Origin of the sequence: Streptomyces sp. NPDC004542, assembly GCF_040610035.1 — a bacterium.
Lineage (GTDB): Bacteria > Actinomycetota > Actinomycetes > Streptomycetales > Streptomycetaceae > Streptomyces.
Genome location: NZ_JBEXLP010000020.1, coordinates 37,481 through 57,744, shown reverse-complemented (window position 1 = coordinate 57,744; position 20,264 = coordinate 37,481). Strand labels below are relative to the sequence as shown.

General features: G+C 71.6%; 20 protein-coding genes and 1 pseudogene. 15 read left to right on the top strand and 6 right to left on the bottom strand.

What is annotated here, in order from left to right:
• Positions 1–370: 370 nt before the first annotated feature.
• Together ABZX30_RS14450 and ABZX30_RS14445 are read right to left on the bottom strand one after the other, a co-directional pair.
• A complete protein-coding gene (locus tag ABZX30_RS14450; protein ID WP_355933147.1) occupies positions 371–1,690 on the bottom strand; it encodes a D-arabinono-1,4-lactone oxidase in 1,320 nt (439 codons plus the stop codon).
• The gene (locus ABZX30_RS14445) at positions 1,650–2,885 is read right to left on the bottom strand and encodes an MFS transporter (RefSeq protein WP_355933145.1); all 1,236 of its coding nucleotides are present in this window, start codon (positions 2,883–2,885) and stop codon (positions 1,650–1,652) included. Before ABZX30_RS14445 ends, ABZX30_RS14450 begins: the two co-directional genes overlap by 41 nt.
• A 173-nt stretch (positions 2,886–3,058) precedes the next feature.
• Between ABZX30_RS14445 and ABZX30_RS14440 the strand changes: the two genes are divergently transcribed.
• Entirely contained in the window at positions 3,059–4,186 is a 1,128-nt protein-coding gene (locus ABZX30_RS14440; RefSeq protein ID WP_355933143.1) for a ferrochelatase, read from the top strand.
• 8 nt (positions 4,187–4,194) lie between these two features.
• Complete coding sequence (locus ABZX30_RS14435; RefSeq protein WP_355933140.1) at positions 4,195–5,010, top strand: inositol monophosphatase family protein; 816 nt, start codon at positions 4,195–4,197, stop codon at positions 5,008–5,010.
• Between the two features lie 123 nt (positions 5,011–5,133).
• Here the strand turns inward: ABZX30_RS14435 and ABZX30_RS14430 are convergent, their stop codons facing one another.
• On the bottom strand, positions 5,134–5,307 hold the full coding sequence (locus tag ABZX30_RS14430; protein ID WP_351909625.1) for a hypothetical protein: 174 nt from the start codon (positions 5,305–5,307) through the stop codon (positions 5,134–5,136).
• A 420-nt stretch (positions 5,308–5,727) separates the two neighbouring features.
• Here ABZX30_RS14430 and ABZX30_RS14425 point away from each other — a divergent pair, with 420 nt between their 5' ends.
• From ABZX30_RS14425 to ABZX30_RS14410, 4 genes are all read left to right on the top strand, one after another.
• Positions 5,728–6,381: a response regulator transcription factor gene (locus ABZX30_RS14425; RefSeq protein WP_003993508.1), complete on the top strand. Its 654-nt coding sequence runs from the start codon at positions 5,728–5,730 to the stop codon at positions 6,379–6,381.
• A gap of 5 nt (positions 6,382–6,386) precedes the next feature.
• A complete protein-coding gene (locus tag ABZX30_RS14420; protein WP_355933136.1) occupies positions 6,387–7,691 on the top strand; it encodes a HAMP domain-containing sensor histidine kinase in 1,305 nt (434 codons plus the stop codon).
• Between the two features lie 392 nt (positions 7,692–8,083).
• Positions 8,084–8,380 (top strand): DUF4193 domain-containing protein, encoded by a 297-nt coding sequence (locus tag ABZX30_RS14415; protein ID WP_003993510.1) that lies wholly within the window; start codon positions 8,084–8,086, stop codon positions 8,378–8,380.
• Between the two features lie 13 nt (positions 8,381–8,393).
• The gene (locus ABZX30_RS14410) at positions 8,394–9,302 is read left to right on the top strand and encodes a hypothetical protein (protein ID WP_355933134.1); all 909 of its coding nucleotides are present in this window, start codon (positions 8,394–8,396) and stop codon (positions 9,300–9,302) included.
• A gap of 8 nt (positions 9,303–9,310) precedes the next feature.
• On the opposite strand, the gene ABZX30_RS14405 is transcribed toward ABZX30_RS14410, so the two are convergent.
• On the bottom strand, positions 9,311–9,775 hold the full coding sequence (locus ABZX30_RS14405; RefSeq protein WP_355933132.1) for a DUF3093 domain-containing protein: 465 nt from the start codon (positions 9,773–9,775) through the stop codon (positions 9,311–9,313).
• A 58-nt stretch (positions 9,776–9,833) separates the two neighbouring features.
• Here ABZX30_RS14405 and ABZX30_RS14400 point away from each other — a divergent pair, with 58 nt between their 5' ends.
• From ABZX30_RS14400 to ABZX30_RS14370, 7 genes and pseudogenes are all read left to right on the top strand, one after another.
• Positions 9,834–10,418 (top strand): PaaI family thioesterase, encoded by a 585-nt coding sequence (locus ABZX30_RS14400; RefSeq protein WP_355933130.1) that lies wholly within the window; start codon positions 9,834–9,836, stop codon positions 10,416–10,418.
• Positions 10,419–10,423: 5 nt separating this feature from the next.
• Complete coding sequence (gene dut / locus ABZX30_RS14395; protein ID WP_355933235.1) at positions 10,424–11,014, top strand: dUTP diphosphatase; 591 nt, start codon at positions 10,424–10,426, stop codon at positions 11,012–11,014.
• A 1-nt stretch (position 11,015) separates the two neighbouring features.
• Positions 11,016–11,783 (top strand): DUF3710 domain-containing protein, encoded by a 768-nt coding sequence (locus ABZX30_RS14390; RefSeq protein WP_355933127.1) that lies wholly within the window; start codon positions 11,016–11,018, stop codon positions 11,781–11,783.
• Between the two features lie 484 nt (positions 11,784–12,267).
• Positions 12,268–12,432: pseudogene (locus ABZX30_RS14385) on the top strand (histidine kinase); the annotation flags it as partial.
• 104 nt (positions 12,433–12,536) lie between these two features.
• Positions 12,537–13,223 carry a response regulator gene (locus ABZX30_RS14380; RefSeq protein ID WP_355933124.1) on the top strand — a complete coding sequence of 229 codons (687 nt, stop codon included), beginning with the start codon at positions 12,537–12,539 and terminating at the stop codon, positions 13,221–13,223.
• Between the two features lie 134 nt (positions 13,224–13,357).
• Complete coding sequence (locus ABZX30_RS14375) at positions 13,358–13,756, top strand: OB-fold nucleic acid binding domain-containing protein (RefSeq protein WP_355933122.1); 399 nt, start codon at positions 13,358–13,360, stop codon at positions 13,754–13,756.
• A gap of 3 nt (positions 13,757–13,759) precedes the next feature.
• Positions 13,760–14,560, top strand: a complete 801-nt coding sequence (locus ABZX30_RS14370) for a DUF3159 domain-containing protein (protein ID WP_355933119.1) — start codon at positions 13,760–13,762, stop codon at positions 14,558–14,560.
• Positions 14,561–14,670: 110 nt separating this feature from the next.
• On the opposite strand, the gene ABZX30_RS14365 is transcribed toward ABZX30_RS14370, so the two are convergent.
• Positions 14,671–15,342: a TrkA family potassium uptake protein gene (locus ABZX30_RS14365; RefSeq protein WP_355933116.1), complete on the bottom strand. Its 672-nt coding sequence runs from the start codon at positions 15,340–15,342 to the stop codon at positions 14,671–14,673.
• Positions 15,342–16,013: a TrkA family potassium uptake protein gene (locus tag ABZX30_RS14360; RefSeq protein ID WP_355933114.1), complete on the bottom strand. Its 672-nt coding sequence runs from the start codon at positions 16,011–16,013 to the stop codon at positions 15,342–15,344. Before ABZX30_RS14360 ends, ABZX30_RS14365 begins: the two co-directional genes overlap by 1 nt.
• Before the next feature lie 521 nt (positions 16,014–16,534).
• On the opposite strand from ABZX30_RS14360, the gene ABZX30_RS14355 reads away from it, so the two are divergent.
• The gene (locus tag ABZX30_RS14355; RefSeq protein ID WP_355933112.1) at positions 16,535–18,592 is read left to right on the top strand and encodes an APC family permease; all 2,058 of its coding nucleotides are present in this window, start codon (positions 16,535–16,537) and stop codon (positions 18,590–18,592) included.
• A gap of 101 nt (positions 18,593–18,693) precedes the next feature.
• Positions 18,694–20,022 (top strand): TRAM domain-containing protein, encoded by a 1,329-nt coding sequence (locus tag ABZX30_RS14350; protein ID WP_355933109.1) that lies wholly within the window; start codon positions 18,694–18,696, stop codon positions 20,020–20,022.
• Positions 20,023–20,264: the final 242 nt, after the last annotated feature.

Genomic DNA, 20,264 nt, shown 5'->3' with positions numbered 1-20,264 from the left:
TGCTTCCGCTAGTCGAGTGTGGCCTGCCCGGGTGCAGCCTGCCACAACCTTGCCGAGTTGCCCGGCGTGTCGGGCACGGGCCCTCGAACGCCGTTATGGCACGGTTACCTATTCGCAACGCTAAGTGAACAACTCTGTCACCCTGTGCAACTAGCCCCCTCCCGGCGGTCCTGCAAGGCCCCGGACGCCCTGGTGGGAGACCGAACCCAGGGCTCGCAACAGTACTCCATTTGGACCATGTGCGTGGATGGGCGCGCCGTCCAACTTCTGGCAAGGGGCAGGAGTCCGCCGTGCGCAAGCGCTTTTCACGATCATGAAAGTGGCATGTTTCACACCGGTCCCGGACGCGGGGCCGGCGGTTCCGCCCCGGCTAGGCCCCCAGCACCCGTCGCAGGTAGTCGTTCTGGAACAGCCGGTCCGGGTCCAGCCGGTCCCGCAGGGCCGTGAACTCGCCGAAGCGGGGGTAGACCTCGGTGAAGTACGCGGCGTCCCGGGTGTGCACCTTGCCCCAGTGCGGACGCCCCTCGTGCGCGGTGAAGATGCGCTCGGCGGCGGTGAAGTACGCCTGATAGGGGGTGCCCTTGAACATGTGGACGGCGACATAGGCACTGTCCCGCCCGGAGGCGGTGGACAGGGTGATGTCGTCGGCCGGGGCGGTGCGCACCTCGACCGGGAAGCTGATCCTGAGGTCCGAGCGGTCGACCATCGCCCTCAGCTCCCGCAGCGTGTCCACCAGTGCCTCGCGCGGGACGGCGTACTCCATCTCCACGAACCGCACCCGGCGGGGCGAGGTGTAGACCTTGTACGGGACGTCCGTGTACGTGCGCGCGGACAGCGCCCGGCTGGATATCCGGGCGATGGCGGGGATGGTCGCCGGCGCCGCGCGGCCGACCCAGTTGGCCGCCTGGAAGAGGCCGTTGGAGAGGAACTCGTCCTCGAACCAGCCGGACAGCTGCCCGATCGGCTTCTCCGGCCCGGCGCTGCGGTTGTTGCGCTTGGTGTTGGTGTTCCCGGTGTGCGGGAACCAGTAGAACTCGAAGTGCTCGTTCTCCGCCCAGAGTTGGTCGAACTCGGCCAACACCCGGTCGAAAGGCATCGGTTCCTCGCGGGCCGCGAGCAGGAAGACCGGCTCCACGGCGAAGGTGATCGCGGTGACGACGCCCAGGGCGCCCAGGCCGATGCGGGCGGCCGCGAAGACCTCGGGGTTCTCCTTCGCGGAGCAGGTGAGCACCGACCCGTCGGCCGTGACCAGCTCGAGGCCCTTGATCTGGGCGGCGATCGAGGCCGACTCCCGGCCGGTGCCGTGTGTGCCGGTGCTGGTGGCGCCCGAGACCGTCTGCTCCATGATGTCGCCCATGTTGGTCAGCGACAGCCCCTCGCGGGCCAGGGCGACATTGAGTCTCTTGAGCGGTGTGCCCGCCTCGACGGTGACCGTCATGGCCTCGCGGTCGATGTCGCGGATGCCCGTCAACAGGTGAGGGCGGATCAACACGCCGTCGGTGGCCGCGATGGCGGTGAAGGAGTGCCCGGTACCGACGGCCTTCACCTTCAGGCCGTCCTCGGCGGCCCGGCGCACCGCCGCGGCCAGCTCCTCCACCGAGGCGGGGGTCACCTCCCGCGCGGGACGGGCGACGACGTTGCCTCCCCAGTTACGCCACGTGCCGTTCCTGCCGCTCGTTGTGGTGCTCAAGGGTGCCTCCCCGACCCGGAGCCGGCCTGCTGAGCCGGCGGTACCCGAGGAAACCGACCGCGACCGCGACGGCCCCGGACACGGCCGGAACCCCGTACCCGGCCTGTGCGCCGGCTGCGTCGATCACCCAGCCGGCCACGGAGGAGCCGAGCGCGACCCCGACCGCCAGGCCGGTGCTCACCCAGGTCATCCCCTCGGTCAGCTGCGCGCGAGGTACGTGCTCTTCGATGAGGGACATCGTCGTGATCATCGTCGGTGCGATGGACAGCCCCGCAGCGAACAGCGCCACGGCCAGAAGCGACAAGTTTCCGACCAGTAGGAGGGGGATCATACTCACGGCCATCGCGCATATGCCCAGCAGCCACCTGCGTTCCGGGGCCCCCGTGAAGCGCAGCAGCCCGAACACCGCCCCGGCCGCGCAGGAACCCGCCGCGTACAGCGCCAGGACCACGCTGGCCGCGGCCTTGTGGCCGCGCTCGTCGGCGAAGGCGACGGTGACCACGTCGACCGCTCCGAAGATCGCTCCCGTGGCGACGAAGGTGGCCACCAGGACCCGCAGACCGGGGGAGCGCAGGGCGCTGCCGTCGTGGTGCTCGCGCGGGTGCGGTGCGGGCTCGGTGGCGCGCTGGGCGGTCAGCCAGAAGACCCCGGCGGCCAGGAAGCCGCCGGCCAGCAGCGGGCCCGCCTCCGGGAACCACGCCGTGGACAGGCCGATGGAGATGATCGGCCCGAAGATGAAGCAGACCTCGTCGACCACGGACTCGAACGAGTAGGCGGTGTGCAGCTGGGGAGTGCCCCGGTACAGCGCGGCCCAGCGCGCCCGGATCATCGCGCCCAGGCTCGGCACACAGCCGATGCCGGCCGCGCAGACGAACAGCACCCAGTCCGGCCACTCCAGGTGCGCCGCCAGCAGCAGCCCGGCGGTCGCGGCGAGCGCTCCCAGCGTCGCCGGGCGCAGCACCCGGCGCTGGCCGTACTGGTCCACCAGCCGGGATATCTGCGGCCCGATCGCGGCCGCGGACAGCGCGATGGCGGCGGACAGCGCGCCCGCGAGCCCGTACCGCCCGGTGAGCTGCGAGATCATCGTGACCACGCCGATCCCCATCATCGACAGCGGCATCCGGCCGACGAGGCCCGCGGCGGAGAAGCCCTTGGTGCCGGGGGCGGCGAACAGGGCACGGTAGGGGCTCGGCACGGGGGTCTCCGGTCTTCGGGCGTAAGGCGCGAACGCTGCCGATACAGCTTACGAGTCGGGTGACCCCGACGCACCGGGGCAGCGGGCCGCGAAAACCGGCCGAAAACCGGTCGGAACCCGACTCTTCACCCCACCGTTTCCGGGCCGTCGGTGCCGAGTGGCAGGATCGAGCCATGCCAGACGTGCTCGATGCCACCCCCTACGACGCCCTGCTCCTGCTCTCGTTCGGCGGCCCGGAGGGCCCGGACGACGTGGTCCCCTTCCTGGAGAACGTGACCCGCGGGCGCGGTATCCCCAAGGAACGCCTCAAGGAGGTCGGGCAGCACTACTTCCTGTTCGGCGGGGTCAGCCCCATCAACGACCAGAACCGCGCCCTGCTGGGAGCCCTGCGCAAGGACTTCGCCGAGCACGGCCTGGACCTGCCGGTCTACTGGGGCAACCGCAACTGGGCCCCGTACCTGACGGACACCCTGCGCGAGATGGTCGCCGACGGCCACCGCCGCATCCTGGTGCTCGCCACCAGCGCCTACGCCTCCTACTCGGGCTGTCGCCAGTACCGCGAGAACCTCGCCGACTCGCTGGCCGCGCTGGAGGCCGAGGGCCTGGAGCTGCCGAAGACCGACAAGCTGCGCCACTACTTCAACCACCCGGGCTTCCTCCAGCCCATGATCGACGGGGTGCTCGAGTCCCTCGCCGACCTCCCCGAGGACGTCCGGGCCGGCGCCCACCTCGCCTTCACCACCCACTCCATCCCGACCGCCTCCGCCGACACCTCGGGACCCGTCGAGGCCCACGGCGAGGGCGGCGCGTACGTCGAGCAGCACCTGGACGTGGCCCAGCTGATCGCCGACGCGGTCCGTGAGCGCACCGGCGTCGACCACCCCTGGCGGCTCGTCTACCAGTCCCGCTCCGGCGCCCCGCACATCCCCTGGCTGGAGCCGGACATCTGCGACCACCTCGAGGAACTGCACGGGGAGGGCGTCCCGGCCGTCGTGATGGCGCCCATCGGCTTCGTCTCCGACCACATGGAGGTCCTCTACGACCTCGACACGGAGGCCAAGGCCAAGGCGGAGGAGCTGGGCCTGCCGGTGCGCCGCTCCGCCACCGTCGGCGCCGACCCCCGGTTCGCCGCCGCGGTCCGCGATCTGATCGTGGAGCGCGCCGCCGCCGAGCGCGGCCAGGAGGTCACGCCCTGCGCCCTGGGCGCCCTCGGGGCGAGCCACGACGTCTGCCCCGTGGGCTGCTGCCCGGCCCGCGCCCCCCGTCCGGCCGCCGCGGGCGCCGACAGCCCCTACGCGTGAGGAGCCCCGTGACCGACAGCCCGCACACGGACCTGCTGGGGCTCGCCCGCGAGGCCGCCCGCCGCGCGGGGGAGCTGCTGCGGGACGGCCGCCCCGCCGACCTCGCGGTCGCCGCGACGAAGTCGAGCCCGATCGACGTGGTCACCGAGATGGACATCGCGGCGGAGAAGCTGATCACCGACGTGATCTCGGCCCAGCGCCCCGACGACGGCTTCCTGGGCGAGGAGGGTGCCGCCACCGAGGGCACGAGCGGCATCCGCTGGGTGATCGATCCGCTCGACGGCACGGTGAACTACCTGTACGGGCTGCCCACCTGGGCGGTGTCCATCGCCGCCGAGCAGGACGGCGAGACGGTGGTCGGTGTCGTGGCCGCCCCGATGCGCGGCGAGACGTACCACGCGGTACGCGGCGGCGGGGCCTGGGCCACCGGCGCCTGGGACGGTGAGCGCCGGCTGGCCTGCCGGCCCGCGCCGCCCCTGGAGCAGGCGCTGGTCTCCACCGGCTTCAACTACGTCCACGAGGTCCGCGCCCACCAGGCCGAGGTGGCCGCGCGGCTGATCCCGCGGCTGCGCGACATCCGGCGCGGCGGCTCGGCCGCGGTCGACCTGAGCGACCTGGCCTGCGGCCGGCTGGACGGGTACTACGAACGCGGGCTCAACGCCTGGGACGTCGCCGCGGGTGACCTGATCGCCCGGGAAGCGGGCGCGCTGACCGGTGGACGGCCCGGAGAGCGGCCGTCACGCGACCTGACGGTCGCGGGCACCCCGGGGGTCTTCGAGCCCCTCCAGCGGCTGCTGGAGGACTTCGGGGCGTGGCACGACTGACCGGCACCCCCGGGTGCCCGGGCGGCGGCACCAAAGGCTCGGCCCCGGCGCTGGATTCGCCGGGGCCGAGCCTTCGTACGGGTCGTGCGGGTCGCGCGAGGTGCTACGGGTGTCTCAGGCCGATCAGACGCTGGTCGCGCCGACCTCCACACCGTGTTCGGCGGCGAGGCGGCGCAGGTCGTCGAGCTCTGCCTGCTCCACCTCGACGAGGAAGTCGTCGCCCTCGTCACGAGCCCGCGTCAGGTCGGACTCGGTCGCCCTTATGCGCTGCAGAAGTCCTGCGGTGAAAGCGTCCATGCTGCGCCCCCTCGTCCTGGGTCGTGGGTCGGTGGCACGGGGGTGTGCCGTTAGGGAAGGGGCGATCACGTCTCCCATGGGTGCCCAGCGCTGCCCGGGCTGGGCGGCGACGGTGCCGGACACCCACGCCCACTCTGCCGACAATCGGATCGCGGCGTACCGCATGGTGCTGCGGCACATGCAGAGCGTGATCGCGGGGTGTAAAGCCGTCCTCCCCCCGCTCTCTTCCGCGGAAACCTCAACCGGAGGAGAAAATCTCGCATTCCCTTCCCGGGGGGCCGTGATTCGTCGGGGGAACCGCTGTCTTACAGCCGACTTATGGCGGAAAAGGGCAGGATGGAGACCACACAATCCCGTCGGTACCCCCGCCCGCGTGCGCCCAGCCGCGCTACGCGGGTGGACACAGGAAGGACAAGCGACGTGCGCGTACTCGTCGTCGAGGACGAGCAGCTGCTCGCCGATGCGGTGGCCACCGGACTGCGCCGGGAGGCCATGGCCGTCGACGTCGTGTACGACGGTGCGGCCGCCCTGGAACGCATCGGCGTCAACGACTACGACGTGGTCGTCCTCGACCGAGATCTCCCGCTGGTGCACGGCGACGACGTCTGCCGCAAGATCGTCGAACTCGGCATGCCCACACGCGTGCTGATGCTCACCGCCTCCGGTGACGTCAGCGACCGCGTCGAGGGCCTGGAGATCGGCGCCGACGACTACCTGCCCAAGCCGTTCGCGTTCAGTGAGCTCATCGCGCGCGTGCGCGCCCTCGGCCGGCGCACCAGCGTGCCGCTGCCGCCGGTCCTGGAGCGGGCCGGCATCAAGCTCGACCCCAACCGCCGCGAGGTCTTCCGCGACGGCAAGGAGGTCCAGCTCGCGCCGAAGGAGTTCGCCGTCCTGGAGGTGCTGATGCGCAGCGAGGGCGCCGTCGTCTCCGCCGAGCAGCTGCTGGAGAAGGCCTGGGACGAGAACACCGACCCGTTCACCAACGTGGTGCGGGTGACCGTGATGACGCTGCGCCGCAAGCTGGGCGAGCCGCCGGTCATCGTCACCGTCCCCGGCTCCGGCTACCGGATCTGATGAGCATGGCCACCACCCCCGCGCCCCCGCAGGCGCCCCCCAAGCCCACCTGGGACCCCAGAAGGCCGGAGTCGCCGTTCCCCTGGCTGCGCCCGACCATCCGGATACGGCTGACGCTGCTGTACGGCGGCATGTTCCTGATCGCCGGCATCCTGCTGCTGTCGATCATCTACCTGCTGGCGGCCCAGGCGATCAGCACCGGCAACCAGCCACTGTTCAAGATCGTCAGTTACCAGGGCCTCAAGGTCTCCAGCGACAACTGTCCCGCGATCAACGGCCCGGCCAGCCTGTCGCTGCAGCAGTTCAACGACGCGCTCGGCCTGTGCGCCGACCACCGGCGCCAGGCCGCCCTGGACGACCTGCTCAGCCGCTCGCTGCTGGCCCTGCTGGGCCTCGCCGTGATCGCCTTCGCGTTCGGCTACGCCATGGCCGGCCGGGTGCTGTCACCGCTCGGCCGGATCACCCGCACCGCGCGCGCGGTGGCCGGTTCCGACCTGTCCCGCCGGATCGAACTGGACGGCCCGGACGACGAGCTCAAGGAGCTCGCGGACACCTTCGACGACATGCTGGAGCGGCTGCAACGGGCCTTCACGGCGCAGCAGCGCTTCGTCGGCAACGCCTCGCACGAGCTGCGCACGCCCCTGGCGATCAACCGCACGCTGCTGGAGGTGCACCTCTCGGACCCGGGCGCGCCCGTGGAGCTCCAGCAGCTCGGCAAGACGCTGCTGGCCACCAACGAGCGCAGCGAGCAGCTCGTGGAGGGCCTGCTGCTGCTCGCCCGCAGCGACAACCAGATCGTCGAGCGCAAGCCCGTGGACCTGGCCGAGGTCGCCTCGCAGGCCATCGACCAGGTGTACGCCGAGGCCGAGGCCAAGGGCGTCGAGATCCGGGGCGAGCGCAAACCGGCCGTCGTCCAGGGCAACGGCGTCCTGCTGGAGCGGATCGCGCTGAACCTGGTGCAGAACGCCGTGCGGTACAACGTGCCCCATGAGGAGGGGCAGCGCGAAGCGCTTCCGAACAAGGGTGGCGGCGGGCGACGGGAGGGCGGGTGGGTGGAGGTGGTCACCGAGGTCCAGCACGGGCAGGCGGTGCTGATCGTCTCGAACACCGGGCCGGTCGTGCCCGCGTACGAGATCGACAACCTCTTCGAGCCGTTCAGACGGCTGCGTACGGAGCGCACGGGCAGCGACAAGGGCGTGGGTCTCGGCCTGTCGATCGCCCGGTCCGTGGCCCGCGCGCACGGCGGCCACATCTCGGCGGTGCCCAGGGAAGGCGGTGGTCTCGTGATGCGGGTGACGCTGCCGATCTGACCGGCTCGTGACACACCCGGGGATGTTCGCTTTGCGCGGAATTTCCCGACCGTTGGACGGGCATCACCGTGTGTGATCGATCACATGGGCAACTTTCCGGCCATCTACTCTCCGTGATCAAGATGCCGGGCGGAAAGCCGGGAAAATCCGGGTTTTCAGGGGTCCTGATCACGGGAAGTACACCGTGAGATGCCTTTGAGGCACAGCACCCGGACCGTGTACGGTCCCCATCGCCATCCCAGCCGATCACTCTTGAGGGGTCCGGTTGGGTGTCGATTGAGTAACAGACCTTGATGTGAGGCAAAATCTCCGCCTCGGGTCGGGCACAAGTCCGGCCTCTCACGCGTTACGTGCGCTGGAGACACCGCAGACACCCAGAGGGGGAGAGCGACATGGCAACCGACTACGACACCCCACGCAAGACCGATGACGACGTGGATTCGGACAGCCTCGAAGAGCTGAAGGCCCGGCGCAACGACAAGTCCGCGTCAGCCGTGGACGTCGACGAGTTCGAGGCCGCGGAAGGCCTGGAACTGCCCGGCGCCGACCTCTCGAACGAGGAGTTGGCCGTCCGGGTCCTGCCCAAGCAACAGGACGAGTTCACCTGCATGAGCTGCTTCCTGGTGCACCACCGCAGCCAGCTGGCCCGCGAGAAGAACGGTCAGCCGATCTGCCGCGACTGCGACTGAGGGCGGGTCGGCCGTGACTGGCTCGACCCCACCTCGGAAGCGCCGCTTCCGCCTGCCGGGAGCGGACCAGGGGCCGTCCGACGGCCCGCACGACGCGCGTGACGACGGGCGGGGCTCACCCGAAAAGGGAGCCTCGCTCGAACCGGTGACCGGCCGGAGTGACCTCCCGGCGTTCGCACGGCGGACCGCGCCCGTCGCCCTGCGACGGGCCGCGGCCATCCGGGAGAAGGCCCGGGAAAGGGCCCGGGAGGGTGCCCGCAAGGGAGGCGTCCGCGCCAGGTCGGGGCTTGCCTATGTCACCGACCGGATCATCGAGATCGCCCCTCGCATCCCCGTACGCGACCTCGCGACGCTGCGCCGGCACTTCCCGGACCTCGGGCCCGAGCAGCTCGCCGACAAACTGGTGGCGGGCGCCGCGAACGCGACCTCCACGGTAGGGGCCGGGATCGGTGCGGCGGCGATGCTGCCGGTGCCGCCCGCGATGCCCACCGAGCTCGCCGCGGAGATCACCGGGGTCGCGGCGATCGAGCTCAAGCTCATCGCGGAACTCCACGAGGTCTACGGAGTACGGCCGCCCGGCGGTCTCAAGGCCCGCAGCACCGCCTACCTCGCCTCCTGGTCGCAGGAGCGCGGCATCGACGTGATGAAGCCTTCGACGGTCAACACGGCCCTCGGGGGCCCGATGAAGCGCCGGCTGCGCCAGCAGATCATGAAGCGGACGGTGCGCGACCTGCCCAACCTGCTGCCGTTCATGATCGGCGCCGCCGTCGGGGCGGTGCTGAACCGCCGCGACACCAAGAAACTGGCCGAACGGATCCGGTCCGACCTGCGCAAGATCCAGGTGCCGTGGGAGGAGCTGACCGCACTGCCCGCGCTCGAGCCCCTGGCGATCGAGGACATCGCCAAGGACCTCGGGGACTGACCGGCGTCCTACGCCACGGCTTCCCGCGCCGCCGCGATCGCGGCCGCGAGCCCTTCCGGGTCCCGGGTCGACAGGTACAGGTACGGCGTCGGGTCCGCGGGATCGGTGACCTCGACGCGGAGGGCCGTGGGGATGTAGGCGCGCAGCAGGAGGAAGGCGCGGGTGTCGGCCTTGTAGGTGCGCCAGGCCCGGGCCTCCTCCGCGTCCATGACCTCCGCGCCGCCCAGCGCCGTCACCGGGATCTTCGCCTCGCCCGCGACCAGCGAGCCACCCACGACACGGATCCGCACCGAGCCGTAGGAACTCGCCACGACCGCCGCCGCGGCCGTGCCGCCGACCAGGCCGCCGAGCAGCGGCAGGGGGCCGAAGGGCAGCAGGATCAGGGCGAAGGCGACCCCGACCAGGAAGCTGATCAGCCACCAGGAGCGGGGGGCGGTGAGGCGTTCGTCGTACGGGGTGGCGGAGAGCTGCATGCAGCCAAGCTTGGCACGGTGAACGGCCACCCCCGACGCGCGGGTAAGGTCTGCGGCTGTGAGTGGTGGTTCCCCCGTTCTTCAGCCCCCGGCCGACGCCGTGAAACCCGTCCGGCACCCCGATGCTCCCGCACCCGGCGAGCTCCTCGGCGCCCACTACGGCCAGTGCTTCGGCTGTGGCGACGAGCAGCCGCACGGACTGCGCCTGGCGGCCCGCGCGGGTGACGGCGTCTGCCTGACCGCCGAGTTCACCGTGCAGCCCGCCCACCAGGGCGCGCCGGGCCTCGCGCACGGCGGGGTGCTCGCCACCGCCCTCGACGAGACCCTCGGCTCGCTGAACTGGCTGCTGCGTACCATCGCCGTGACCGGGAGGCTGGAGACGGACTTCGTACGGCCCGTCCCGGTGGGGGCCACGCTCCACCTCCAGGCCGAGGTGACCGCCGTCGCCGGGCGGAAGATCTACTCCACCGCCACCGGCCGCATCGGCGGCCCGGACGGCCCCGTCGCCGTCCGCGCCGACGCGCTCTTCATCGAGGTCGCGGTCCAGCACTTCGTCGACAACGGCCGCCCCGAGGAGATCCGGGCCGCCATGGACGACCCCGACCAGATCCGGCGCGCCCGCGCCTTCGAGGTGAACCCGTGAGCCAGGTGAGCCCCCCGAGCCCCGAGCCCCCCGCCCGCCGCGACCCCGTGCAGGTGCTGATCCGCCGCGTCGACCCCGCCGTACCGCTTCCGGCGTACGCGCACCCCGGGGACGCCGGAGCCGATCTGCGCACCACCGAGGCGTGCGAACTGGCGCCCGGTGAGCGCGCCGTCCTGCCCACGGGAGTGTCCATCGCCCTCCCGGAGGGGTACGCGGCCTTCGTGCACCCGCGATCCGGTCTCGCCGCCCGCTGCGGTGTCGCCCTCGTGAATGCCCCGGGGACGGTTGATGCCGGGTACCGTGGGGAGATCAAGGTGATCGTGGTGAATCTCGACCCGCGCGAGAGCGTGCGGTTCGAGCGCTTCGACCGGATCGCCCAACTGGTCGTCCAGCAGGTCGAGAGGGTCCGCTTCCAGGAGGTGGCGGAACTTCCCGACTCGGTGCGGGCCGAGGGGGGCTTCGGGTCCACCGGCGGTCATGCCGCGGTGGGCGACGACAGCGGCACAAACAGCGGCACAAGCGGTCGGGCCGCCGAGGGCGGCCGGACGGGTGGGTATCGATACGCTTCGGTCGTATCCGACCGGGAAGGACAGTGACGTGTTCGGACGTCGCAAGAAGAAGGGTGCCGCCGAGGACGCGGCCGGCGAGGCCGAGCAGGTCGTCGACAACGTCGACACCGAGGCGGACGGGGAAGAAGGGGCCGAACGCGAGCGCGTCCGGCTCGAGCCGGAGCCGCGGCCCGACGGGCCCTGGGACAGCTCCGAGGTACGGGACCCGGCCGAGGGCCGGGTGGACCTGGGCGGTCTGTTCGTGCCGGGCGTCGACGGCATGGAGCTCAGGGTCGAGGTCGCGGGCGACGCGATCGTCGCGGCGACCGTCGTACTGCGCGACAGCGCCATCCAGCTGCAGGCCTTCGCCGCGCCCAAGCGTGAGGGCATCTGGGGCGAGGTGCGCGAGGAGATCGGGGCCGGTATCACCCAGCAGGGTGGCATCGTCGACGAGGTCGAGGGGCCGCTCGGCTGGGAGCTGCGGGCCCAGGTGCCGGTCCAGCTCCCGGACGGCACCGGCGGCTTCCAGGTCGTCCGGTTCGTCGGCGTGGACGGCCCCCGCTGGTTCCTGCGCGGCGTGATCTCGGGTCAGGGCGCGGTGCAGCCGCAGGCGGCCGGACTGCTCGAGCAGATCTTCCGGGACACGGTCGTGGTGCGCGGCGAGGGCCCGATGGCGCCTCGCGACCCGATCGTCCTGAAGCTGCCGAACGACGCCCAGATGGTGCCGGAAGGCCTCCAGCAGGACGAGGGCGGCTCCCGCTTCTCCGGCGGCATGGGGCAGTTGCAGCGCGGCCCGGAGATCACCGAGGTCCGCTAGACACCGCCGCACACAGACGCGTGGGGCCGCATCCCGGTTCGGGGTGCGGCCCCACGCGCGTTCCGGCGCGCCTGGGGCCCTCCGGGCTCGTCCCGGCCGCCCGCGCTCTCACCTGCCGCCTCGCCTTCCCCGTCGCCGATGAGACGACGAGCCGACCAGCCGACGACCTCACGACCTGACGTCCTGACGTCCTGACGACCCGGCTGGGCGCGCCGTCCTGGAGACCCGGCTCGTCCGTCGCCGCCGACCGGCCCAGCCGGGGCTGCTCGCCCGGGAAGGCGGAGGGAACGGGCCCGGCCCCCGGACCGGCCGGCTCCCGGCGCGTGGTCCGTCGAGCACCCGGGAGGTACGGCGCAGGCGCCGGTGCGCCCCATCAGGGTTGCGTCAAGGAAGCCCCCGGACCCGGTGCTCGTCCCGATCGCCGGGTCCGAGGGCCGTAGGGCCGACGCTGCGCAGGAGGTCATCACCGGAAGACAATGGGGCCATGGCACGCAGCAAGCTGCGGATCCGTCTCGGCGCGGCGCCGGGCGTGGGCAGGACGTACGCCCTGCTGTCCGAGGCGCACCGCCGGATCGAACGGGGCACCGACTGCGTGGTGCCCTTCGCCGAACACCACGAGCGGCCGCGCACCGAGGTGATGCCGCACGGGCACCGAGAGGGACCTGGACGCCGTCCTGCGCCGGGCCCCCGCCGACCGCGTCCCGGCCTCCTTCCCGCGGGGGAGGGCACCGCACACCGTGAAAGGCAGGTCTCATGACCCGGGTCCTGGTGGTCGACGACGAGCCGCAGCTCACCCGCGCGCTCGTCATCAACCTCAAGGCGCGCGAGTACGAGGTCGACGCCGCCCCCGACGGCAGGACCGCGCTCGACCTCGCCGCCTCCCGCCACCCCGACGTGGTCGTCCTCGACCTGGGCCTGCCCGACATGGACGGACTCGAGGTCATCAGGGGCCTGCGCGGCTGGACCCGGGTGCCGATCCTCGTGCTGTCCGCCCGGCACTGCGCCGACGAGAAGGTCGAGGCGCTGGACGCGGGCGCCGACGACTACCTCACCAAGCCGTTCGGCATGGACGAACTGCTCGCCCGGCTCCGGGCCGCCGTCCGCCGGGCCGCGCCGGTCGGGTCCGGCGAGGACGACCTGACCACGGTGCGGACCGAGCAGTTCACCGTCGACCTGGCCGCGAAGAAGGTCGACCGGGGCGGGAAGGACGTCCGGCTGACCCCCACCGAGTGGCACCTGCTGGAGGTGCTGGTCCGCAACACCGGCCGGCTGGTCGGCCAGAAGCAGCTGTTGCAGGAGGTGTGGGGACCATCGTACGGCACGGAGACGAACTACCTGCGCGTGTACATGGCCCAGCTCCGCAGGAAACTCGAGGCGGACCCCTCCCGCCCGAGGCACTTCATCACGGAGCCGGGCATGGGGTACCGGTTCGAGATGTGAGGCGGGTCGTTCGGCGGAGGGGGTGGCGTCGCCGGGGTGTCCGGGGTGCTGCCGGGGGTCGGGGGGCGCGTGCTCCGGCCGGGCGGCACCGTCGGGGTTACGTCGTCGTCGGTGTGCCCCGGTACGCTTCAGGCATGAGTGTTGTTCCTCGATCCGAGAAGCCGGCCGGCCGGTTCCGGCGCATGCTCGACCGGCTTTCCTCGTCACAGGAGGACCTGGAGTCGGAGGAGCTCAGGGAGGACGCCGAAACCGCGGGCTGCACCCGGATCGGTGACTGCCACGACCGGCAGATCGTCACGGTAACTGGTACCTTGCGCACGGTCACCCTGCGGCCGCGCGCCGGAGTCCCGGCCCTGGAGGCCGAACTGTTCGACGGCTCCGCCGCGCTGGACGTGGTGTGGCTGGGCAGGCGTTCCATCATGGGGATAGAACCGGGGCGCAAGCTCATCGCATCGGGCCGGATCTCGATGAGCCGAGGCCGCCGGGTGCTGTTCAACCCGAAGTACGAACTGCGACCCCTCGGACGGGAGTAGCCGGTGACGTCACTCGACAAGCCGACCCAAGACGCACAGGCGGACGAGGCTCGGGCGGACGAGGCTCGGGCGGACGACGCGCGGGCGGTGACCGAGGCCGCGCTGTTCGAGGCGTTCGGCGGTGTCCGGGGCATGGTCGAGACCGTCCTGCCCGGCCTCCTCTTCGTCACCATCTTCACGATCAACAAGGACCTGCACTGGTCGGCGATCGCCGCGCTGGCCGTGTCCGTGGTCCTGGTCGTGGTCCGGCTGGTGATGAAGGACACCGTCAAGCACGCCTTCAGCGGTGTGTTCGGCGTCGCGTTCGGCGTCGTCTTCGCGATGTTCACGGGCAACGCCAAGGACTTCTACCTCCCCGGCATGCTGTACACCCTGGGCCTGGCCCTGGCGTACATCATCACGACGCTCGCCGGCGTCCCCCTGATCGGCCTGATCCTCGGCCCGGTCTTCAAGGAGAACCTCTCCTGGCGCACCCGCAACCCCGGGCGCAAGACGGCCTACGCCAAGGCCAGCTGGGCCTGGGGCCTGATCCTGCTCGCCAAGTGCGCGATCCTGTTCCCGCTGTACTGGTGGGCCGACACGGCGCAGCTCGGCTGGGTGCTGGTGGCCCTGAAGATCCCGCCCTTCCTGCTGGCCGTCTGGCTCACCTGGGTCTTCCTCGCGAAGGCGCCCGCGCCGATCGACGTGTTCGCGGAGATGGAGGCCGAGGAACAGGCCGAGAAGGAGCGCGAGGCCGCTGCGGCCACGGCGGCCGCGGAGCGCGGCGAGACGCCGAGCGGAGGCCGGCACCGGCGCGAGGCGTAACGGCGGCGGTGCGCAGAGCCGCGCACAGCGTCCCGTACGGCGGTGGGGGCGCCCGGGGTTTCCGGGCGCCCCCACCCTCGTATCGCTCGAGGTCCGCCCCGAAACAACCGTCAGTCCTCCTCCCGCCGCACCGACAGCAGGTCCTCCAGCTGCTCCTCCCGGGCCTGCGCGGCCACGAACAGCAGCTCGTCGCCCGGCTCCAGGGAGTCCTCCTTGGAGGGGGTGAGGACGCGGGTGCCGCGGATGATGGTGACCAGGGAGGTGTCGTCGGGCCACTCGACGTCGCCGACCTGGGTGCCGGCCAGGGCCGACTCCTCGGGCAGAGTGAGCTCGACGAGGTTGGCGTCGCCGTGGCTGAAGCGGAGCAGCCGGACCAGGTCGCCGACGCTCACCGCCTCCTCGACCAGGGCGGACATCAGGCGCGGGGTGGAGACGGCGACGTCGACGCCCCAGGACTCGTTGAACAGCCACTCGTTCTTGGGGTTGTTCACGCGCGCCACGACGCGCGGAACGCCGTACTCCGTCTTCGCGAGCAGCGACACGACCAGGTTGACCTTGTCGTCGCCGGTGGCGGCGATGACGACGTTGCAGCGCTGGAGCGCCGCCTCGTCCAGGGCCGTGATCTCACAGGCGTCGGCCAGCAGCCACTCCGCCTGCGGCACCCGCTCCACCGAGATGGCGGTCGGGGCCTTGTCGATCAGCAGCACCTCGTGGCCGTTCTCCAGCAGTTCGCCCGCGATCGAACGGCCGACCGCGCCGGCACCGGCAATGGCGACCCTCATCAGTGACCGCCCTCCTCTTCCGGACCCTCGGCGAACGCCGTCTCGACCTTCTCCAGGTCGTCCGTCCGCATCATGACGTGTACGAGGTCGCCCTCCTGAAGCACCGTCTGCGAGGTGGGCAGGACGGCCTCGCCCAGGCGGGTCAGGAACGCCACGCGGACGCCCGTCTCCTCCTGAAGCCTGCTGATCTTGTGCCCGACCCACGCGGGCGAGGCGTGCACCTCGGCGAGCTGCACCCCGCCGGTGGGATCGCGCCACAGCGGCTCCGCGCCCGAGGGCAGCAGCCGGCGCAGCATCTGGTCGGCGGTCCAGCGGACCGTGGCCACGGTGGGAATCCCCAGCCGTTGGTAGACCTCGGCGCGGCGGGGGTCGTAGATACGGGCCGCCACGTTCTCCACGCCGAACATCTCGCGGGCCACCCGGGCGGCGATGATGTTGGAGTTGTCACCGCTGGAGACCGCGGCGAAGGCGCCGGCCTCCTCGATGCCCGCCTCGCGCAGGGTGTCCTGGTCGAAGCCGACCCCGGTGACCCGGCGCCCGCCGAATCCGGGGCCGAGCCGGCGGAAGGCGGTGGGGTCCTGGTCGACCACGGCGACCGTATGGCCCTGTTGCTCCAGGGCCTGGGCAAGAGCGGAGCCCACTCTCCCGCAGCCCATGATGACGATGTGCACGGTTCTACTCCGCACTCCTCGCTGGGCTGCTGACTTGCGTGAACGTGGTGCTCATATCCTTCTCTCGGCTCGCCGGGCAACAGGTGGGGGACCCGTTCCGGGTCCGCCGGGCAACATCATGCCGGGGATTCCCGCCGGTGATCCCCCGTGGGTACCGATCGCGGCTGTCGAGTGCCCGGATCCACGGTAGCCGCAGGCACCGTCAGTCCGCGGCCCGGCAAAGGCGGCCCAAGGAATGGCCCAAGGATCGGCCAAGCGCCCGCCCGCCGGAGCGTGACGCCGCACACGCTCCACAGCTCAGGAATCCGAGGCCGACGCGGGTGCCCCCGGTGCCGGCCGGCTCCGCGCACATGGGCCTCGAACCCCGGTCGCCGGGCGGGCAGGCGGGGTTTGCCGTCCGCCCGCAGTGGGCAGCCGGACCAACGGAATCCGCAGTTCCGACCGTCTGCGCGTCCACGTGCCGGGAATAACCGAGACGGCGGGTGGGCGGCAGCCAGTTCGAAGGCTTACGATCCTCTCTCGTGTCCAAACTGACCGACGTGCCCAAACGGATCCTGATCGGGCGCGCACTGCGCAGTGACCGGCTGGGTGAAACACTCCTACCGAAGCGCATCGCACTCCCCGTCTTCGCCTCCGACCCGCTGTCCTCCGTGGCGTATGCCCCAGGCGAGGTGCTGCTGGTCCTCTCCATCGCGGGCGTGTCGGCGTACCACTACAGCCCCTGGATCGCGGTCGCGGTCGTCGTGCTGATGTTCACCGTGGTCGCTTCCTACCGGCAGAACGTGCACGCCTACCCGAGCGGCGGCGGCGACTACGAGGTGGCCACCACCAACCTCGGCCCCAAGGCCGGGCTCACCGTCGCCAGCGCGCTGCTGGTCGACTACGTCCTCACCGTCGCGGTCTCCATCGCCTCCGGCATCGAGAACCTCGGCTCCGCGATCCCGTTCGTCGTCGAGCACAAGGTGCTCTGCGCGACCGCCGTGATCGTGCTCCTGACGCTGATGAACCTGCGCGGGGTGAAGGAGTCGGGCAAGCTCTTCGCGATCCCGACGTACGTGTTCGTCGGCGGCGTCTTCATCATGATCGCGTGGGGTGCCTTCCGCGGTCTGGTCCTCGGCGACACCATGCGCGCCCCCACCGCCGACTACCACGTCAAGGCCGAGCACCAGGGCCTCGCGGGCTTCGCCCTCGTCTTCCTGCTGCTGCGCGCCTTCTCCTCCGGCTGTGCCGCGCTCACCGGTGTCGAGGCGATCTCCAACGGCGTTCCGGCCTTCCGCAAGCCCAAGTCGAAGAACGCGGCGACCACGCTGGCGATGATGGGCCTGCTGGCAGTCACCATGTTCTGCGGCATCATCGCCCTGGCCATGTCCACCAAGGTGCGCATGGCCGAGAACCCGGCCACCGACCTGCTCCACAACGGCGTCGCCCTCGGCTCCGGCTACGTCCAGAACCCGGTGATCTCCCAGGTCGCCGAGGCGGTGTTCGGCAAGGGCAGCCTCCTCTTCGTCGTGCTCGCCGCCGCCACCGCCCTGGTGCTGTTCCTGGCCGCGAACACCGCGTACAACGGCTTCCCGCTGCTCGGCTCGATCCTCGCCCAGGACCGCTACCTGCCGCGCCAGCTGCACACCCGCGGCGACCGCCTCGCCTTCTCCAACGGCATCGTGCTGCTGGCCGGCACCGCGGCCCTGCTGATCGTCATCTACGGCGCCGACTCCACCCGGCTGATCCAGCTGTACATCGTCGGCGTGTTCGTGTCCTTCACGCTCAGCCAGACCGGCATGGTCCGCCACTGGAACCGCCACCTGGCCACCGAGCAGGACCAGGCCAAGCGCCGCCACATGGTGCGCTCCCGGGCGATCAACACCTTCGGCGCCTTCTTCACCGGCCTGGTGCTGGTCGTCGTCCTCGTCACGAAGTTCACGCACGGCGCCTGGGTGGCGCTCCTGGGCATGTGCATCTTCTACGCGACCATGACCGCGATCCGTAAGCACTACGACCGGGTCGCCGAGGAGATCGCCGCCCCCGAGGGCCCGAGCGACGACAGCGTACGGCCGTCCCGCGTGCGCTCGGTGGTCCTGATCTCCAAGATCCACCGGCCCACCCTGCGCGCCCTGGCCTACGCCAAGCTGATGCGCTCCGACAGCCTGGAGGCGCTCACCGTCAACGTCGACCCGGCCGAGACGAAGGCGCTGCGTGAGGAGTGGGAGCGGCGCGGCATCGACGTACCGCTGAAGGTGCTGGACTCGCCCTACCGCGAGATCACCCGCCCGATCATCGAGTACGTCAAGGGCCTGCGGAAGGAATCGCCGCGCGACGCGGTCTCGGTGATCATCCCCGAGTACGTGGTCGGCCACTGGTACGAGCACCTGCTGCACAACCAGAGCGCCCTGCGCCTCAAGGGGCGCCTGCTGTTCACGCCGGGCATCATGGTGACCTCGGTGCCCTACCAGCTGGCCTCCTCCGAGGCGGCGCGGAACCGGGCCCGCAGGCGGCAGGAGTGGAACGCGCCGGGTGCGGTGCGCCGCGGTCCGGCCGAGCAGCGGGGACACACGGAGAAGCAGCCCAGCGCGAAGGACTGACGCGGGCGACGCAGGCCGGGCGGCGGCACGTAGACTGGTGGGCTGTTGCCGGGCCCCCGCCGGGCCGCCCCCGTCCCTCCCCGATCTGGAGTCACCCCACCATGCAGGCAGAACCGAGGAAGTCGCTGGTGGGCGAGGAGTACGAGGTCGAGATCGGCCCCGTCGCCCACGGCGGTCACTGCATCGCCCGCACCGCCGAGGGCCAGGTCCTCTTCGTCCGGCACGCGCTGCCCGGCGAGCGGGTCGTGGCCCGGGTGACGGAGGGCGAGCAGGGCGCCCGCTTCCTCCGCGCGGACGCCGTCGAGGTCATCGAGGCCTCCAAGGACCGCATCGACGCCCCCTGCCCCTACGCCGGTCCCGGCCGCTGCGGCGGCTGCGACTGGCAGCACGCCAAGCCGGGCGCGCAGCGCCGCCTCAAGGGCGAGGTGATCGCCGAACAGCTCCAGCGGCTGGCCGGTCTCACGCCCGAGGAGGCCGGCTGGGACGGCACGGTGGTGCCCGCCGAGGGCGACAAGCTGCCCGCGGGCGAGGTGCCGCAGTGGCGGACGCGGGTGCAGTACGCGGTGGCCCCCGGCGGTCACGCCGGTCTGCGGCGCCACCGCTCGCACGAGGTCGAGCGGATCGACCACTGCATGATCGCCGCGGCGGGCGTCAGCGAGCTGGGCATCGAGAAGCGCGACTGGACCGGCATGGACGTGGTCGAGGCGATCGCGGCGACCGGCTCCCAGGACCGCCAGGTGGTCCTCACCCCGCGTCCCGGCGCCCGCCTGCCGCTGGTCGAACTGGACAAGCCGGTCTCCGTCCTCCGCGTCGACGAGCGCTCGGGCGGCGTCCACCGTGTCCACGGCCGCCCCTTCGTCCGCGAACGCGCGGACGGCCGCACGTACCGGGTCGGAGCCGGCGGCTTCTGGCAGGTCCATCCCAAGGCCGCGGACACGCTGGTCACGGCGGTCATGCAGGGCCTGCTGCCCCGCAAGGGCGAGACGGCCCTCGACCTCTACTGCGGCGTCGGCCTGTTCGCCGGTGCCCTCGCCGACCGCCTCGGTGAGGCGGGCGCGGTCCTCGGCATCGAGTCGGGCAAGCGCGCGGTGGAGGACGCCCGCCACAACCTCGCCGACTTCCCCCGTGTCCGCATCGAGCAGGGCAAGGTCGAGTCCGTCCTGCCCCGCACCGGCATCACCGAGGTCGACCTCATCGTCCTCGACCCCCCGCGCGCCGGCGCCGGCCGCGCGACGGTGGCCCACCTGGCCTCGCTCGGCGCCCGCCGCATCGCCTACGTGGCCTGCGACCCCGCCGCGCTGGCCCGCGACATCGCGTACTTCCGGGACGGGGGGTACCGGGTGCGGACACTGCGGGCGTTCGACCTGTTCCCGATGACGCATCACGTGGAGTGTGTGGCGATTCTGGAGCCTGCGGGCAAGGGGGCCTGACCTGCGCTTTTGCTGTCTGGACGGGTTGCTCGGCCTGTTTCCCTCCGTGCAGCGGTTCAATCGGGCGGGTCGATCCCGGAGAGCTCTCTGACCTGCTGGTTCGCGAGGAAGGCGCCGCATCGGGGCGACGCCTCAGGTGTCTCTTCGGGGATTCTTGACGCCCGGGCGACGCTCGTCATGGCGTCTCTACCGAGCCTTCACGTTGGCGGCGGCTGCGACCGCTTGGTTCCGCGCTCGCGGAG